The sequence below is a fragment of the Streptomyces sp. NPDC001450 genome, from assembly GCF_053597295.1.
This window is the reverse complement of the sequence record NZ_JBSFHY010000021.1, coordinates 79,586-96,598: the sequence shown is the minus strand read 5'-3', so window position 1 is coordinate 96,598 and position 17,013 is coordinate 79,586. Positions and strand designations below refer to the sequence as shown.

At 72.6% G+C, this 17,013-nt stretch carries 14 protein-coding genes; 5 read left to right on the top strand and 9 right to left on the bottom strand.

The features are described 5' to 3' along the window. Positions 1-32 precede the first annotated feature (32 nt). The 3 genes from ACWC5O_RS23550 to ACWC5O_RS23540 all read right to left on the bottom strand — a co-directional run bounded on the left by ACWC5O_RS23550 (position 33) and on the right by ACWC5O_RS23540 (position 5,209). Positions 33-2,429 (bottom strand): protein kinase domain-containing protein, encoded by a 2,397-nt coding sequence (locus ACWC5O_RS23550; RefSeq protein ID WP_450585300.1) that lies wholly within the window; start codon positions 2,427-2,429, stop codon positions 33-35. 165 nt (positions 2,430-2,594) lie between these two features. Beyond that, positions 2,595-4,283: a serine/threonine-protein kinase gene (locus ACWC5O_RS23545; RefSeq protein WP_450585302.1), complete on the bottom strand. Its 1,689-nt coding sequence runs from the start codon at positions 4,281-4,283 to the stop codon at positions 2,595-2,597. A gap of 77 nt (positions 4,284-4,360) precedes the next feature. After that, positions 4,361-5,209 (bottom strand): menaquinone biosynthetic enzyme MqnA/MqnD family protein, encoded by an 849-nt coding sequence (locus ACWC5O_RS23540; RefSeq protein WP_393467362.1) that lies wholly within the window; start codon positions 5,207-5,209, stop codon positions 4,361-4,363. 286 nt (positions 5,210-5,495) lie between these two features. On the opposite strand from ACWC5O_RS23540, the gene ACWC5O_RS23535 reads away from it, so the two are divergent. Further along, on the top strand, positions 5,496-5,699 hold the full coding sequence (locus ACWC5O_RS23535) for a cold-shock protein (protein WP_003992177.1): 204 nt from the start codon (positions 5,496-5,498) through the stop codon (positions 5,697-5,699). A 91-nt stretch (positions 5,700-5,790) separates the two neighbouring features. Here ACWC5O_RS23535 and ACWC5O_RS23530 read toward each other — a convergent pair whose 3' ends face one another. After that, entirely contained in the window at positions 5,791-6,366 is a 576-nt protein-coding gene (locus ACWC5O_RS23530; protein WP_450585304.1) for a helix-turn-helix domain-containing protein, read from the bottom strand. Between the two features lie 68 nt (positions 6,367-6,434). Here ACWC5O_RS23530 and ACWC5O_RS23525 point away from each other — a divergent pair, with 68 nt between their 5' ends. The 4 genes from ACWC5O_RS23525 (at position 6,435) to ACWC5O_RS23510 (ending at position 8,576) form a co-directional block, all read left to right on the top strand. After that, positions 6,435-7,151, top strand: a complete 717-nt coding sequence (locus tag ACWC5O_RS23525; protein ID WP_450585306.1) for an AzlC family ABC transporter permease — start codon at positions 6,435-6,437, stop codon at positions 7,149-7,151. Beyond that, a complete protein-coding gene (locus tag ACWC5O_RS23520; RefSeq protein WP_450585308.1) occupies positions 7,148-7,498 on the top strand; it encodes an AzlD domain-containing protein in 351 nt (116 codons plus the stop codon). The genes ACWC5O_RS23525 and ACWC5O_RS23520 overlap by 4 nt, the downstream gene beginning before the upstream one ends. A gap of 72 nt (positions 7,499-7,570) precedes the next feature. Continuing rightward, entirely contained in the window at positions 7,571-8,221 is a 651-nt protein-coding gene (locus ACWC5O_RS23515) for a class I SAM-dependent methyltransferase (RefSeq protein ID WP_450585535.1), read from the top strand. A gap of 151 nt (positions 8,222-8,372) precedes the next feature. After that, a complete protein-coding gene (locus ACWC5O_RS23510) occupies positions 8,373-8,576 on the top strand; it encodes a hypothetical protein (RefSeq protein WP_450585310.1) in 204 nt (67 codons plus the stop codon). A 61-nt stretch (positions 8,577-8,637) separates the two neighbouring features. Here ACWC5O_RS23510 and ACWC5O_RS23505 read toward each other — a convergent pair whose 3' ends face one another. The 5 genes from ACWC5O_RS23505 to ACWC5O_RS23485 all read right to left on the bottom strand — a co-directional run bounded on the left by ACWC5O_RS23505 (position 8,638) and on the right by ACWC5O_RS23485 (position 16,858). Then, positions 8,638-11,685, bottom strand: a complete 3,048-nt coding sequence (locus ACWC5O_RS23505; RefSeq protein ID WP_450781055.1) for an AfsR/SARP family transcriptional regulator — start codon at positions 11,683-11,685, stop codon at positions 8,638-8,640. Between the two features lie 140 nt (positions 11,686-11,825). After that, positions 11,826-12,620 (bottom strand): AfsR/SARP family transcriptional regulator, encoded by a 795-nt coding sequence (locus ACWC5O_RS23500; protein ID WP_450585314.1) that lies wholly within the window; start codon positions 12,618-12,620, stop codon positions 11,826-11,828. Positions 12,621-12,732: 112 nt separating this feature from the next. Further along, positions 12,733-13,551 (bottom strand): hypothetical protein, encoded by an 819-nt coding sequence (locus ACWC5O_RS23495; RefSeq protein ID WP_450585316.1) that lies wholly within the window; start codon positions 13,549-13,551, stop codon positions 12,733-12,735. A gap of 252 nt (positions 13,552-13,803) precedes the next feature. After that, positions 13,804-14,703, bottom strand: a complete 900-nt coding sequence (locus tag ACWC5O_RS23490; RefSeq protein WP_450585318.1) for a LysR family transcriptional regulator — start codon at positions 14,701-14,703, stop codon at positions 13,804-13,806. 169 nt (positions 14,704-14,872) lie between these two features. Next, entirely contained in the window at positions 14,873-16,858 is a 1,986-nt protein-coding gene (locus ACWC5O_RS23485) for an AMP-dependent synthetase/ligase (RefSeq protein WP_450585320.1), read from the bottom strand. Positions 16,859-17,013 lie beyond the last annotated feature (155 nt).

Here is a 17,013-nt window from a genome sequence, read left to right as displayed (position 1 = left end):
CTAGGGAGTGCGGCCGGTCGGGAAGGCCGGACTCAGACAGCCGGCATCGCGTAGACCTCCTGACCGCCGGTCACCAGCAGCCGGTTGCCCGACCGGGCGATCTGCCAGTAGTCGGTGGCGTCGGTGTTGTCGACCCAGGTCCAGCGGACCTTGCCGGTTCCGGCGTCCAGGGAGATGATGCCGCCGCCCAGCGCGCCGGCGGCCGCGTACAGCGTCGTCCCGGCCTTCAGGAACGTCTCCCTGGGCACGCGGTTGCCCTCCTCGCAGAGCCAGATCCGCTTGGCGTCCTTGACCTCGACGGCCCAGATGCCGCGGTCGTAGTCGGTGGCGTAGAGGACGCCGTCGATGACGGTGGGGTTGTGGAAGCCGCGGCGGCCGTTCGGCGAGAGCGTCCAGCGCGTCTTCCCGGTCTCGATGTCCACGGCGGTCAGCTGCTCGCCCGGCAGGAATACCAGCCCGTTCGCGGCCGTGGGCTGCCAACTCCAGTCGTCGCCGACCTTCTTGGTCCACAGCTGCCCGCCCGTGGCGGTGTCGCGCACGGTGAGGTTGTAGTTGGAGTCGGCGTAGACGAGGTACTTGCCGGAGACGGTGCCCTCGACGTCGTAGTCCTTGGTGCCCCAGTCGCGCCGCTGCAGCCACGTGGTCCGGCCCGTGGTGTGGCTGACCGCGGCGACGGCCGTGCGGTACTTGGTGGCGCTCTTCGCCTGGCCGTAGTCGGTCAGCGTGACGTAGACGTTCTTGTCGTCGATGGCGATGGTCCGCTCGATGCTCAGCTTCTTGCCGAGCCGGCTGCGCCAGGCCTCGTCGCCGGTCCGCACGTCGTAGGCGACCAGGACGCCGTCGAAGTCGCCGTCGGCCAGGAACACCTTGCCGCCGTGGAAGAGGAGCGGGGCTCCCGAGCGGCAGATGCCCTTCCTGGACCAGCGCGGCTTGCCCGTCTGCACGTCGTACGCCACCAGCGGGTCGCCGCTGACCAGGAGCAGTCCGTCGTAGGCGAGGAGCGGTACGGAGGTCGCGGTGCTGTCCTCGGCGGCGCTCTTGTGCCACAGCGGCTGCGGGGCCACCCCGGGAGGCGGGGTGGTGAAGGTCTCGGCGGCCGGCTTGCCGGAACTGCCGTGGCCGCCCGGGCCGTCGGGCGTGGCGGTGCCGTCGTCCTTGCGGGACAGCCACCAGGCCGTGCCCCCGCCGACCACGGCGACGGCGGCGGCCCCGCCGAGGGCGTAGGAGAGGGCGCGGCGGCGGGTGGGGGCCGGGGAGGAGGCGTCCGTGGCGCCGAGCCGGACGGTGCCGGGCTGCGGGGTGTCGTGGCCGGGCGCGGGGGTGCCGTGCGCGGACGCGGGGGTGCCGTGCGCGGACGCGGGGGTGCCGTGGGCGGGCGCGGGGGTGCCGTGGGCGGACGCGGGGGTGCCGGCCGGCGGGTAGCCGTATCCCGCCGCCGGCGTACCCGCCGGGGGCACCGCGGCGGCGGCCGGCATCGTCGGGGCCGGGCCGAAGAAGGGTGCGGCGGCCGGTGCGGCCGGCTGCTCCGGTGCCTCCAGGTCGAGGTCCAGGATCCCGGCCGCGTGGGTGGCGATGGTGGACGCCACCGCCGAGGGCAGCCAGTCGCTGAGCACTCCCTCGACGCCCTGCGGGGCCAGCGCCGTCACGATCTCGGCGGGGCCGGGCCGGGCGGCCGGGTCCTTCAGCAGACAGGCCCGCACCAGACCGAGCAGGGACTGCGGTACGCCCGTCAGATCCGGTTCGCCGTGGACGACCTGATAGAGCATCGCGGCGTGCGAGGCGGCGCCGTCGCCGAAGACGTTGCGGCCCGTGGCGGCGAAGGCGAGGACTGCGCCCAGCGAGAAGACGTCGCCGGCCGGGCCGACGTCCTGGCCCAGGGCCTGTTCCGGGGGCATGTAGCCGGGCGAGCCGACCACGACTCCGGTCTGGGTCATCCGGTTGCCGTCCACCGCCCGCGCGATGCCGAAGTCGATGACGCGGGGGCCGTCGGCGGCCAGGAGGACGTTGGACGGCTTGAGGTCGCGGTGGATGAGACCGGCCGCGTGGATCTCCTGGAGGGCGGCCGCGAGCCCGGCGCCCAGCGCGCGCACGGTGTGTTCCGGCAGCGCGCCGTGCGCGGCCACGACGTCCGTCAGGTCCGGGCCGAGCACGTACGAGGTGGCCAGCCATGGCAGCGGTGCGTCCGGGTCGGCGTCCACGACCGAGGCGGTGTGGTGGCCGGAGACCGCCTGGGCGATCTCCACCTCGTGCCGGAAGCGCCGGCGGAAGTCGGCGTCGGCGGCGAGGTCGGGGCGTACGACCTTCACGGCGACGGTGCGGCCGCCGGGCGAGCGGGCCAGGTAGACCCGGCCCATGCCGCCGGCTCCGAGCCGGCGCAGCATGCGGTAGCTGCCCAACTCCCGTGGGTCGTCCGGCTGCAGTGTCTCCATGGCGGGCGTTCCCCGTCCTTCCCCGTTGCGATGCTTTGCGCTGCTGTGCTGCGCATTGTGACGCGTTGTCCGGACCAAGGCCGGTGAGGTGGTGCGCCGTTGGCGTTCGCCAACGCAGACACAGTAATGACAGCCGGGGAGGGCGGGCCGACGGGGGCGTGCGGCCTAGCCCACCTTCGACATCCGCGACACCGGGTCGCCCTCGGCCGCGCTCTCCGCGGTGTACCGCAGGTCGTCGCCGACCGGCGTCAACTCCACGGGGTGCGGCGCGGGATCGCAGCCGGCGTGGTTGCCCTCGGCGCCCACCGAGGTCGCCACGATCCGGGTCTTCGTCACCTGCTTGAGGGTGAGCACGTCGGTGCAGACGGCGCCGATCTGGTCGGTCTGCTTGAGTCGCCCCAACTCCTTGCCGACGGCCGCCTGGTGGACGGTGAGCCGGAAGGTGCCCATGTCCAGGCTGCCGCCGAGTCCGGTGGCCCGGCCCTCCCAGGTGCCGAGGTAGCGGGCCGGGATCGCGCCCGGCGCGGCACTCGGCTCCTGCGAGTAGCCGTCGGCGGGTGACGACGCCGAGGAGGAGTCGGTGGCGGGCGGCGCGCCGCCCGCCGTGTCGTGCTCCCCTTCGGCCCACGGCCGCAGCAGCACCCCGAGCCCCACGGCGGTCGCGGCCAGTGCCCCCGCGACAGCCAGCGCGACGGTGCAGCTCGCCCGCCGCCCGCGCCCGCTCTCCCCGGGCCCGGAGGCCGCCGCCACGCTGACGCTGACCTTCCCGGGAGCCGCCACCGCGTCCTGCGGCGCAGTCCCCGACGGCACGGCCGGAGCCTCGCTCGGCGCAGGGGGAATCATCACCGGGGCCGGTCCGAACTCCCCCGCGACCAGAGCCGGCTCACGCGGGACCACACCGGATTCCCCGCCCACCGAAGGACTGCTGAACCGCACCGGCCCCGACGGCGCCGGCTCCGTCGTCTCCAGGTTCAGCAGGTGTACGGCGCTGCGGCTGACCTGTTCCACCAGCGCGCCCGGCAGCCAGCCGCCGGCGACCAGGCGGGCGGCGCCCTCGGAGGCGAGCCGGCGGGCCAGTTCGGCCGGAGCCGGGCGGGCGGTCGGGTCCTTCGCCAGGCAGGCGGCCGCGGCCTCCCGCAACTCACCGGTCAGATCGCCGAGTTCCGGCTCCTCGTGGACGACCTTGTAGAGCAGCGCGGCCGAGGAGTCGCCGGGGAAGGGCGGCTCACCGGTCGCCGCGTACGCCAGGACCGCGCCGAGGGAGAAGACGTCCGCCGCGCCCGTGACCCCCTTGCCGAGGATCTGCTCGGGTGACATGTAGCCGGGTGAGCCGACGGAGACGCCGGTCGAGGTCAGGGACGCCGTACCGTCCGTGGCGCGCGCGATGCCGAAGTCGATCAGCAGCGGGCCGTCCAGGGTCAGCAGGACGTTGGAGGGCTTCACGTCCCGGTGGACGAGGCCCAGTTCGTGCACAGCCGCCAGCGCCTCGGCGAGGCCCGCGCCCAGCGCCCGTACGGTGTGCGGGGGCAGCGCGCCGCCGTCCCGGACGGCCGTGGCGAGGGAGGGGCCGGCCGCGTAGGCGGTGGCGACCCAGGGCACGGCGGCCTCCGGGTCCGCGTCGAGGACGGGCGCGGTCCAGGCCCCGCCGACCCGGCGGGCGGCCTCCACCTCGCGCCGGAAGCGGGCCCGGAACTCCTCGTCCAGCGCGAAGTGCGGATGCACGATCTTCACGGCGACCGTGCGGCCGCCCGCGCTGCGGCCCAGGTAGACCCGGCCCATGCCGCCGGAGCCGAGCCGGCCGAGCAGCCGGTAGGGCCCGACGGCGGCCGGTTCGTCCGCTGCGAGCGGCTGCATGGCGTCCCCCTCTTCCCCCGGGGCGTCCCGCCTCTCCCCCGGTACGCCTCACTGCCCGCAGCGTAGTGCCGTGGCGATTACGGCTGAAGCAGGTCCACCTTCACGTCCGCCGGGAAGCCGGTCGTCGGGCCCACCCGGCGGGCGAACTCGGTGACCGCGGCCAGCTGCGGCCCGCCGAAGCTGAAGTCGAGGGTGGTGAAGTACTGCTCCAGGGTCGCCTCATCGAAGGCCTCCCAGCGCGAGGCCTGTTCGGCGACCTTGCCGACCTCCTCCAGGGAGAGGTTGCGGGAGGCGAGGAAGGCCTCGTGGACCTGGCGGGTGAGGGCCGGCTCGCGCTCCAGGTAGTCGCGCCGGGCCGCCCAGACCGCGAAGACGAAGGGCAGGCCGGTCCACTCCTTCCACATGGCCCCGAGGTCGTGCACGTCCAGGCCGAGCTTGGGTCCGTAGTGCAGGTTGGCGCGCAGGGCCGCGTCGCCGATGAGGACGGCGGCTTCCGCCTCCTGCATCATCAGGCCGAGGTCGGGCGGGCAGGTGTAGTACTCGGGCCGCACGCCGTACCGCTCGGCCAGCAGGAGCTGGGCGAGGCGGACCGAGGTGCGGGAGGTCGAGCCGAGGGCGACCCGGGCGCCGTCCAGCCGGTCGAGCGGGACCTGCGAGACGATCACGCAGGACATCACCGGGCCGTCGCAGCCGACGGCGATGTCCGGGAAGGCGACCAGGTCGTCGGCGTTGCGCAGGAACTCGACGAGGGTGACGGGCCCGATGTCGAGGTCGCCGCGCACGAGCTGCTCGCTGAGCTTCTCCGGGGTGTCCTTGGTCAGCTCGAAGTCGAGGAGCGTGCCGGTTCTCGCGAGCCCCCAGTAGAGGGGCAGGCAGTTCAGGAACTGGATGTGGCCGACGCGCGGCCGGGTGCGAGAATTGTCCACATCGCGAGACTAGACCCCGTGCTGTACCGTGCTGAGACCGGCCCCACCGTCAACCCACCCGTGCGGCGGTTCAAACATTCGGGTGACGTGATCTTGACCTCTATTGCTTTCGGCTGCCTGCGTGCTAGGCTCGCCGCAAGTTGCAGTTTGGTTTCCCTTGCAGTACAGAGCCTGCGGAGCATGTGACCGCGGGCTCTCGTCGTTTTCAGACGAATGCGTTGTGCAGCACAGTTTCGCACTTGCAGGTTCTGGAGCAGGGCAACCCTTTTGAGCCCAAGGAGGGCTTATGGCTACCGGAACCGTGAAGTGGTTCAACGCCGAAAAGGGCTTTGGCTTCATCGCCCAGGAGGGCGGCGGCCCCGACGTCTTCGTTCACTACTCCGCGATCAACGCCTCCGGCTTCCGCTCCCTCGAGGAGAACCAGCAGGTGAGCTTCGACGTGACGCAGGGTCCGAAGGGTCCGCAGGCGGAGAACGTCACCCCCGTCTGATCACTGCCTGATCGCAGAACCTGAGTGCAGTACCCAAGGAGCCCCGCGCCGCAAGGTGACGGGGCTCCTGCCTTTCCCGTTCATTTCCGGTTCACATGTGCTGCATGATCAGTACGAACTTTGTCCCGGCGGTGAGCGCTTCGTAAGCGTGCGGCACATCACCGCGGTAGGACATGTAGTCCCCGGGCGCCAGTTCGACCGCCTCCCCGCGCGGCCCCGCCTTGACACCTCCCTCTGTGACCACGATGTGCTCCGTCGTCCCGGGAATGTGCGGTTCGGAATCCCGTACGGTCCCGGGCTCCAGCCAGACGTAATAGATATCCCTGCGCGCGCCCGGCGGGCTCGCCGACAGCAGCGTGGCCAGATAGCTGGACCGCTCGGAGTGCACGGTGGGTCCCGCGCCGGCCCGGATCACCTGGACGGCGGGCGTGGGCGGCTCCACGAGAGCACTGAAGGGCACCCCGAGGGCCACGGCCAGCGCCCAGATCGTCTCCATGCTCGGATTCCCGCTCGCCGCCTCCAGCTGGGACAGCGTGGACTTCGCGATCCCGGCGCGCTTGGCCAGCTCGGACAGGGACAGCCCGGTGCGGGTGCGCTCGCGCCTGAGGGACGCGGCGATCCACTCCATCGGGAGCCGGGCGGGCGGCCCGGACGGTGCCTCGGACATGTCGTTCGCTCCATCGGTACGATCGTTCGCCTTGACGGACAGGGCGTTCAGTGTTCATTGTAGAAAACATGCGTTCGCTTCTCCGAACACGCTCACCCCGCCGGACAGGCATCGGCGCACCCGAGACCGGCTCGCTGGTCCGCGACAGCTCCCTCGTCTGGCTGGCCAGCGGCATCGTCGGCGTCTCCTTCGGCGCGGTCTCCGTCGCGGGCGGGCTGCCGGTATGGGTCCCGGTGCTGATGTCGCTGGTGGTGTACGCGGGATCGGCCCAGTTCAGCGCGGTCGGGGTACTCCTCGCCGGAGGCGGCCCGCTGGCCGCCGCGGCCACCGGGCTGCTGCTCAACACGCGTACGGCGGCCTTCAGCCTGGCGGTGGCGGAGACCATTGGTACCGGTCGCGCGACCCGTTTCCTCGGCGCGCATCTCGTCACCGACGAGACGGTCGCATTCGCCCTCGCCCAGCCCGACCCGGGGCGGCGGCGCAGGGCGTTCTGGATCTCCGGGCTCGGCCTGTTCGCCGTGTGGAACATCGCCGTGCCGGCGGGGGCCCTCGCCGGCCGCGCCCTGGGCGACACCGCCCGCTACGGCCTCGACGCGGCCTTCCCCGCCGTCCTGGTGGCCCTGGTCCTGCCGACCCTGCGCGCCGACGCGACGGTACGGCGCTGTGCCCTGCTCGGCGCCGCCCTGGCCCTGGCGGCGACGCCCGCGGTACCGGCCGGGGTGCCGGTGCTGCTCGCGCTGGCCGGGCTGTTCCTGCACCGCCGCCCCGCCGGAGCCGCCGTATGAACGCCACGGTCGTCATGATCCTGGCCCTGGCCGTCGGCACGTACGCCTTCCGCCTGGTGGGCCCGCTGCTGCACGGCCGGGTCACGGTCCCGGCCCGGGTGCAGGAGCTGGCGTCGGCGGGCGCCACCGTCCTGCTCGTCGCCCTGCTGGCCACGGGCGCCCTGACCGAGGGCGGCGGCTTCGCGGGCTGGGCCCGCCCGACAGGGGTGCTGGTCGGAGGCGTCCTGGCGATGGGGGTCCCCCCGCTCGAGCGAAGCCGAGAGCGGGGGAGTCGGGCGCCGTTCGCAGTGGTGGTCCTGGGCGCGGCGGCGACGACGGCGCTGCTGCGGCTGGCGGGGGTGACGTAGGCCGGGGCTGTCAGAAGCCCTGGCTGTCAGTGGCCCTGGCTACGGTCCCTCCCCATGACCGACTCCCACGACATGACCGACTCCCACGACTTCCTCGCCGCCACCCGTACCTTCTACGACACCGTCGCCGACGACTACGCCGAGCAGTTCCGGGACGCGTACACGGGCAGGCCCCTCGACCGGGCCCTGCTCGCCGCGTACGCCGAACTCGTCGGCTCCGGCAGGCCGGTGGCCGACCTCGGCTGCGGCCCCGGGCGTGTCACCGCGCACCTCGCCGCCCTCGGCCTGGACGTCTTCGGGCTCGACCTGTCCGAGTCCATGCTCGCCATCGCCCGCCGCGAGAACCCCGGGCTGCGCTTCGAGCAGGGCTCCATGCTGGACCTCCCCCTCGCGGACGGCGCGCTGGCCGGTGTCGTCGCCTGGTACTCGACCATCCACACGCCGGTGGACGAACTCCCTGCTCTGTTCGCCGAGTTCCACCGCGTCCTGTCCCCCGGCGGCCACCTCCTGCTCGCCTTCCAGGCCGGCGAGCACACCCGCCGCCACGACCGTCCCTGGGGCCATCCGGTGGCGCTGGACTTCCACCGGCGCCGCCCCGAGCACCTGGCGGAACTGCTCACGGACGCCGGTTTCGCGCTCGGCTCCCGCACGGTACGCGAAGCCGACACCGCCCTCGGCGAACCGGCCCCCCAGGCCTTCCTGTTCGCCCGGAAGCCCACCTAGGAACAGTTGAAACCAGGAGTACCGGGAGCCCGCCCCGTGCCGGGAACCGGCGGGGACGGCATGGGGATCGCTCGCCCCCAGCATCGGTTGCGGCGTCGGGGAGAGGCCCGGCGACCGGATCACGATCCGTCTCTTCCTGGGGGTTCGACCTATGCGCGCCATCGCACTGCGTACGAAGACGGTTCTGACCGCGCTCACCGGCGCAGGCGTCCTGGCACTCGGCACCGCTGCGGCCGTTCCGGCGGCTGGGGTGCAGGACGCCGTGGTGCGCATCGCGTCCGAGCTGTCGGGGCACCAGGGACAGGGCGGGCCGGCGATGGCGGACGACCAGAACCCCCGCCTCGCCCACTCCTGACCACGCCGCAGCCTCGACGGCACCGGCCGGGTTCACGCCCCGTCGGTGCCGTCTCCGTCTTCTACAGGCAGCGCCCGGCTTCCGTCACGCCCATGGCGTCGTACAACGCCTCTGCCTCCCTCAGATGCCGACGCGCCGCCGGTTCGTCGCCCAGGGCTTGCGCCGCCTCCGCCATGCCGTGCAGGGCGCGGGCGATCTCAATGCGATAGCCGAGCCGCGAGGCCACCTCATAAGCGTGGCGGTGCAGTTCCATAGCCCGCTCAGGTGCCTCGCGTCGCAGATGGACCAGGCCCACCACGTTCACCACGGTCGCCTGGCGCAGGGCCGGGCCCTCGGCAGTGACCAGGTCCAAGGCACGCTCGGCGTGTTCGGCGGCCGAGCGGGTTTCGCCGAGACGCTGGCAGACCCGCGCCCAGTGAGCGAGGACGAGGGCCACGTTCGCGGGCTTCCGGGACTCGTCACACAGCTCCAGCGCCTGGGCGAGGCAGGCCCGCGCGCGCTCGTCCTCACCGGTGCCGAGGTGGGCCAGCGCCAGCCAGGTCAGCGAGTGGATCTCGTTGCTTCGCGCGCCGATGCGCCGGTTCAGTTCGGTGGCCTGGGCCGCGTACCGGGCGCCCTCGGCGTAATGGCCCGCCCAGATCTGCACCGTGCTGAGGTTGGCGAGCGCCTGTGCCTCCATTCGGGCCTCGCCCAACTCCCGGTGCAGGGCGATGCCTTCGGCCAGATGAACACGGGCCTCTTCGAACTCGCCGACCGCCCCGTACAACAGCCCGAGCACGTCGAGGGTGAACGCCTTGGTGAAGCCGCCGTCGTCGCAGTTCAGCCCCATGACCTCCTGCGCGGTGGTGATGCCGTCCTGAAAGTCGCCGAGCCACCAGTGGGCCACGGCCAGGTTGGTCAGGCTCAGGCCCAGCAGCACCGGGTCGCTGAGCTGCCGGCAGGCGTCGACCGCGATCCGGCCCACGATCCGGAACTCCTCGTAGTGCCCGCGCAGGTCCAAATAGAAGAGGACATTGCGCGCCAGCATCGCAGCCAGGCGGTGCAGGCCCTGCGTGCCCGCCTGGGCGACGACCGAGAGCAGCGCCTCGTACTCGTGGTCGAACCAGCGCAGCGCCCCGTCGTCGCTGTCCAGCCTCGGCAGTTCGAGCCTGCCCCGCTCGGGCGGGTCGTCGAAGCGGCTACGGCCGGGGAAGAGCGTCTCGCAAGCCACCTCGGTGGCAAGCGCGTAGTACGACACCAAGCGCCCGAGGGCGGCCCCCTCGTCGTCCTCCGCCTCCCGCACACTCATCGCATACGTCCGCACCAGATCATGGAAGCCGTACAGCCCCGCCTCGTGCTGTTCCAGCAGATGCGCGTCGAGCAGGTGCTCCAGGACGTCCTCGGCGTCGTGGACGTCGGTGCCGAGCAGTGCCGCGGCCGAGTGGACGTCGATGGCGCTGCCGGGGTGCAGGCCGAGCAGCCGGAACGCGACGCGCCGGTCCTCCTCCATCGCCTGGTACGACAGCCGGAGCGTGGCCTCGACGCTGCGTTCCCCGGCGCTCATCTCGCGCAGCCGCCGGGTCTCGTCGGCGAGCCGGTCGACCAGGTACTGAACGGTCCAGCGGGGGCGGTTGCGCAGTCGGGCAGTGGTGATGCGCAGGGCGAGGGGCAGGCCGCAGCACAGCCGGGCGAGCTGGTCGACGGCCCGGGGTTCGGCGGCGGTGCGGTCGGCGCCGAGCATCCGGGTGAGCAGAGTGGTGCTGTCGTCGGCCGAGAGCAGGCCGAGCGGGAGCCACTCGGCGCCGTCGAGTTCGAGCATGCGCACCCGGCCGGTGAGGATCGCCAGGCAGTCCTCGGAAGTGGGCAGCAGCGGCCGTACCTGGGCGGCGTCGGCGGCGTTGTCGAGGAGGAGCAGCAGCTTCCGCTGGGCGGAAACGGTTCGCCACAAGGTGGTGCGCCGCTCCAGGTCGTCCGGTATCCGGTCGTCCGGGATGCCGACGGTGCGCAGCAGGGAGTGCAGGACCGCGCCCGGCTCCTGCGCCTTCTCGCCGGGGCTGAATCCGCGCAGGTCGACGAAGAGCTGCCCGTCGGGGTAGTCCGGCGCGAGCAGGTGGGCGGCGTGCACGGCCAGGGTGGTCTTGCCGCTGCCGCCCATGCCGTCCACGCCGACGATCCGGGCGCACCCGCCGGCCGGGGCCCGGCCCACCTCCAGTAGCCGGGCCAGCTCCTCGTCCCGGCCGGTGAAGTCCGGCAGGTCGTAGGGCAGGGTGCAGGGCGCGGGCTCGGCCCCGGACGGCCGGTCGAGGGGAGCCGGTACGAGGTGGGCGGCACGGTCGGCCACGGACTGCGGTACCCGGGGCGCCACCTCGGGGCTGTCGCGCAGAATGGCTTCGTACAGCCTTGTCAGTTCGGCGCCCGGGTCGATGCCCAGCTCCTCGACGAGCAGTTCACGCACCCGGCCGAACTCCTCCAGCGCCTCGGCCTGCCGACCCGCCCGGTACAGGGCGACCATCAGCCGCCCGCGCAGGGTCTCCCGCAGCGGGTGGGCGGTGACCAACTCGCGTAGGGGTCCGATGAGTTCGGTGGACTGGCCGAGTTCCAGCTGTAGCTCGAAGTACTGCTCCGCGACGGCCATGTGCCGTTCCTCGAGCGCGGCGGAGGCCGCGGAGATCACCGAGCCGCCCGTTCCGGCCATGACCGGGCCCCGCCACAGGTCCAGACAGGCTCGCAGATGCCCGACCGCCTCAGCGGGCTGCCCGGCGGCCACCGCCTGCCGGGCCTCGGCCGAGCGGCGGCCGAACTCGTGCAGGTCGAGCTGGTCCTCGCCGAGGACGGCCCGGTATCCGGCGCCGTCGGTGACGATCAGCCCGGCACCGCCGGGTATTCGGGTGCGCAGTGCCGCGACGGCCTTGCGGATCTGGTGGCCGGCGGTCTGCGGCGGCTCGTCGTCCCAGGCGGCGGCCACCAACCGGGGCACCGGCACCATGCGCCCCGGCTCCAGTAAGAGCGTGACCAGAACGCGTTCCTGGGTCGGGCTGCCGAGTCTCAGTCGGCGCTCGCCGTACCAGCCCTCCAACGAGCCGAGGATGTTGAAGCGCACGACAGGCTGAGCGGATACCGCCGACTCCACGAACCCGTCCCCCCCCGCCCCATTGCGTTGCCCGGCCCGAGATGTTCGGGACAATCCTAGGTTGTACCCGAACGGGCCACGCTGGAAGGCGACTTCACGTTACCGTGCGGTGCGTCTCGGCCGAGCCAAAAGCTAACCCTTCACGCAAGTTGAAGGAGAGAGGATCGCGCATCACCGGCCAAAGCCGGGTCATGGCAGAGAATCGCGCTCTCCACCTGCCGCAGGGCCGGAGATGGCTGGATGCCGAGTTCGTCGTCGAGGTGGCGGCGCATCCGGCGGAAGACGTCGAGGGCGTCGGCCTGCCGTCCCGAGCAGTACAGGGCGATCATGAGCTGCTCGCAGAACCGCTCCCGCAGCGGGTGGTTGGTGTGCGCCTCGGTCAGCTCGGCGAGGACCGCCGCGTGCCGGCCGAGCCGCAGCTCGGCGTCGAAGCGCAGCTCCATGGCCCGCATCCGGTACTCGTCGTAGCGGGCACCGGCCAGCTGGCACAGCGTCCCGCCCGCGAACCCGCCGAAGACGGGGCCGCGCCACTGCGCCAGCGCGCCGCCGAGCAGCCGCGCGGTGCGCTCCGCGTCCTGCGCGGAGGCCGACTCGGCCTGACGTACGGTCCGCACGAACTCGGCGGCGTCCAGCTCACCCTCGGTCACCACGAGCCGGTAGCCGGAGGGGTGGATGGTCACCCGGGATCCGGATCGGCCGGGCTCGAGGCTGCGCAGTCTGCGGCGCAGCCGGCTGACATGGGCCTGGAGGGCGTTGGCCTGGTTGTCGGGGACGGAGTCCCCCCACATCTCCTCGACCAGGCTCTCCCCGGACACCGGCTGGCCCTCGCTGATCAGCAGGGTCTGCACCAGGGTGCGCTGCAGGTCGCCGGAGATCTCCGCCGGGCCGGACACGGTACGGATCTGCAGTGCCCCGAGGATCGAGAACTTCAGCATCCTGACTCCGCCTCCCGTTGACGTCGCTGGCGTCGTCGTCCTTCTTCCGGCGACGTATCAACAGTGCGGTCGGCCCGTACCGGATCGTTCCCGATCCGTTCCCGGTCGCCGGTCAGCCGCCGTCGCCGACGACCAGGGCGGTGAGGGAGGCGACCCGGCGGGCCGCCAGTTCGGGCGAGTCGGCGTGCACGACGAGGTGTCCGGGGCGCAGCGCCTCGGGCGGCGAGACATACCGGACATGCGGGAGTATCCCGACCTCGGTGGTCTGCAGCCGCCACGGCGGGCTCAGCAGGGCCGCGGCCGCGAACCGGTTCGGCCGCACCGCGTCGACCAGCCGCCCGGCCAGCACCTCGATGGCGCCGGCCGCCAGGTCGAACCCGCCGGCCACCTTGACCAGTTCGGGCACCGGGTCGTCCCCGAGTCCCGCCCGGCAGCCGGTGATCACCGGTCCGCGCGGGGTGAGGGCGACGCTGATGTGGGCCGGCCCGTACTGGTATCCGGTCAGGTCCAGCAGCGCGGTCACCACCGCGCGCACCTCGGCGGCGGTGTCGTCGGTGAGCGGGGCGGGGTGGAGCAGGCCGTAGGGGGTGCTCGCGGTGATCCCGACGGCCTGGTGCATGCCGTGCACGCTCAGCGTCTCCACGGTCAGCCGCAGATCGCCGGGCGCTACCTCGGTACCGCCGGGGGAGAGCCGGTTGTCGCGGACCAGGCGCTGTACGGCCGCCGGGTCCGAGAGCACTCTGAGGGCGCGGGCCGGGTTGACGCACAGCCCGGCCTCGGCGGCCTCCGCGAGCGGTGCGCGCAGGGCCGCCTCGTCCGTTGCGTCGACCCGGATCGAGCGCACTTGGACACCAGCGTGCGCGGCCTCGCGGACGAGGCGTTGGTCAGGGTTCAGCAGGAAGATCCGGCGGACGTCGTTGTCTTCTTTCATGCCTCTGCTCGTGGTGACGGAGTCGGCGAGGGTGGAAAGGCAGGCTACGAGCGGGCGTTACCGATCCGATCCCGGCCGGTTCCCGAGGTGGTGCGTGGGCCCAAGACGCTCACTTCTTCTGTGTGGTTGACCAGTTGACGACACACCATGGACACGGGTGCATCCCTCCTACGCTACCCGCTCCTCGGCACTTGCCGGGGGCTGATTCACGGCAAAAACAGAACAGCCGGTTTACTGCGCTGTCCGGGCATTTCAGGGCACCGCCGGTGGGCCGCAGCGCTCGACGACCGTGTCCGCGAAAGCCCTTGCGGGCGGGCTGAGCGCGTCCCAGCGGCGGACCGCCCAGCCGACCGGCAGGGGTCGCAGCCCCGGCAGCGGCACCAGCCGGAGCGCGCCCTCGCCGGGCACGGGCAGCCCCGGTACGGCGGGGACGACGGCCCGCCCCACCCCCAGCTCGGCCAGCAGCAGCGCGGTGTCCCAGTCGGCGACGCTGGTGTCGTGGCCGAGCCGGACGCCCCACTCGGCGCAGGCGTCCTCGAGATGGGCGGCGGAGGCGGAGTTCGGCGGCAGCCGGATGAGCCGTACGTCGACCAGATCGGCCGGATCCAGACGGGTGCGCGTGGCCAGCGGGTCGTCGGCGGGGACGGCGAGCACCCAGGGCAGCTCGACCACGGCGCGCTGCTCGATGCCGCGCACCGCGGGTCCGAGGGTGATCCAGGCCAGGTCCAGGGTGCCGTCGGTGAGCGCGTCGAAGCTGCCGCGGCCGGAACTGACCGTCCGGAACTCCAGGCTGACCTGCGGGTGACGGCGCCGGAAGGTGATGACGGCCTCGGACATGAAGTGCCGGACGGTGGTGGCGCCGGTGGCCACGCGGACGTGTCCGCTGTGCCCGTCGAGGAGGTCGCGCAGCTGCCGTACCGCCAGGTCGAGGCCCGAGATGCCCTCGGCCGCCGCCGCTTCGAGGATCCGGCCGGCGCGGGTGGCCACGACCCCGCGCGGCTGCCGCTCCAGCAGGGCCACACCGGTCTCCCGCTCCAGCCGTTTGACGTGCTGGCTGACGGCGGACTGGGTGCAGCCCAGCTCCCGCGCGACGGCACTGAGGCTCCCGGCCCGGCACACCGCCACGAACACACGAAGGTCGTCGAGGGTCACAACACCCAAGCTAACACTGGGGTTTACGGAGAAAACCTTAGGATTGACTGGCTCCGGCGGCCGTACGAGGATCGATGCCGGGCCGCGACCGACCCAGGCGGCAACCCGCTCCACGCTCCTCGCCGAGTCCGGACCGAGGCGGGGCCGGCGGGAGCGGGTGCCGACCGTTTCAGCGTGCGTAGAGGCTCTCCACCTCGGCCGCGAAGTCCTGCATGATCTGCCGCCGCCGCAACTTCATCGAGGGGGTCAGATGGCCCGCCGTCTCGGTGAAGTCCACGGGCAGCACGGCGAACCGGCGGATCGACTCGGGCCGGGACACCAGCTTGTTGGCCTCGTCCAGTGCCCGCTGCAGGACGGCCTCCAACTCCGGGTCGCCGACCAGGAGTTCCGGTGGCACGGGGTGCTTGCCGTGCATCTGGCGCCAGTGCGTGATGCCGTCGGGGTCCAGGGTGATGAGGGCGGCGACGTAGGGGCGGGCGTCGCCGACGAGCATGCACTGGGAGATCAGCGGGTGCTGACGCAGCCAGTTCTCCAGCGGCGCCGGTGCCACCGACTTGCCGCCGGCCGTGATCAGCAGCTCCTTCTTGCGGCCGGTGATGGTCAGATAGCCCTCGTCGTCCAGCTCGCCGAGGTCGCCGGTGGGCAGCCAGCCGTCCCGGGTCGCGGGGACGACTCCGCCCGCCTGCGGGTCCCAGTAGCCGCGCAGGACGTGATCGCCCGCGATCAGGATCTCGCCGTCCGCCGCGATCCGCACCCGGGTTCCGGGCAGCGGCCAGCCGACCGTGCCCAGGCGGGGCTTGAGCGGCGGGGTCACCGTCGAGGCGCCGGTGGTCTCGGTGAGGCCGTAGCCCTCGAAGATCTCGATGCCGGCACCGGCGTAGAAGGCGGCCAGGCGGCGGCCGAGGGGTGAGCCGCCGCAGATGGCGTGCTTGACCTTGCCGCCCATGGCGTTGCGGATGCGCCGGTAGACGAGCGGGTCGTAGAAGGAACGGGCCGTCTTCAGAGCCCGGTTGGGGCCGCCGCCGGTGCCGGTCTGGCGGGCCTCCAGCGCCTCCCCGTAGCGCACGGCCACCGCGGCCGCCCGATCGAAGGCGGCCACCCGGCCACCCGTCTCCGCCTTGGCCCGCGCGGAGTTGTAGATCTTCTCCAGCATGTACGGGATGGTCAGCAGACAGGTCGGCCGGAAGGCGGCCAGGTCGGGCAGCAGGTCCTCCGCCTTCAGGCTGGGCGCGTGCCCGAGCCGTACCCGGGCCCGGACGCAGGCGATCGCCACCATCCGCCCGAAGACGTGGGACATCGGCAGGAACAGCAGCACCGACACCTCCTCGCCCGACTTCGCCTTGAAGATCGGGTAGAGGAGCTCGATGGCGTTGTCCACCTCGGCGAAGAAGTTGCCGTGCGAGAGGGCGCAGCCCTTGGGCCTGCCGGTGGTGCCGGACGTGTAGATGAGCGTGGCGAGCGTGTCGGGCCCCAGCATCCCTCTGCGGACGCCCACTTCGCCGTCCGGCACCTGGGTGCCCGCCTCCGCCAGCCGCTCCACGTGCCCGTTCTCGATCACCCACAGGTGTCGCAGGTCCGGCATGCGCTCCAGCTCGGGGCCGATGGCCGCGGCCTGCCCTGGGGTCTCCGCGACCAGGGCCTTCGCGCCGGAGTCGTGCAGGATCCAGCGGGTCTGGAAGACGGAGGAGGTGGGGTAGACGGGGACGGTGACCAGGCCGGCCGCCCAGGCGGCGAAGTCGAGCAGCGTCCACTCGTACGTGGTACGGGCCATCACGGCGATCCGGTCGCCCGGCACCAGCCCCTCCGCGATCAGTCCCTTCGCCACCGCGAGCACCTGCCCGGCGAACTCTGCCGCGGTCACGTCCGCCCAACTGCCGTCGGCGAGCCTGCGGCTGAGCACGATCGCGCCGGGGGCCGCATCGGCGTTGTCGAACGGCAGGTCCGCGAGCGAGCCGTGCTTCACCGGCGGCGCGAACGGCGGGACGTACGCCTCCCGTACGGCACCGTCCAGCCGCCGGGTCTCGGGTTCCACCAGGACCGGGAGGCCGTCGTAGTCGGTGGCCGAGACGGTGGCGCCGGAGGAGACGGGGGTGTTCGGGTACGGCGTGGACACGGGCGGCTCCTCGGGCGTGCAGCGGCGAACTGCTTGCTGCATGACGTACGTACCTCGTGCGGCGAGGTGTTCACCGGCGGCCCCTGAACAGGGGTTACCGCTGGTTAGGCAGGTGATCGTACGAGGCCTCTGTGGGGGACTCGTGCGGGTTCGGGGATGGTCCGGAGCCGGGGGTGTGCAGCGTCAGGGGGTACGTG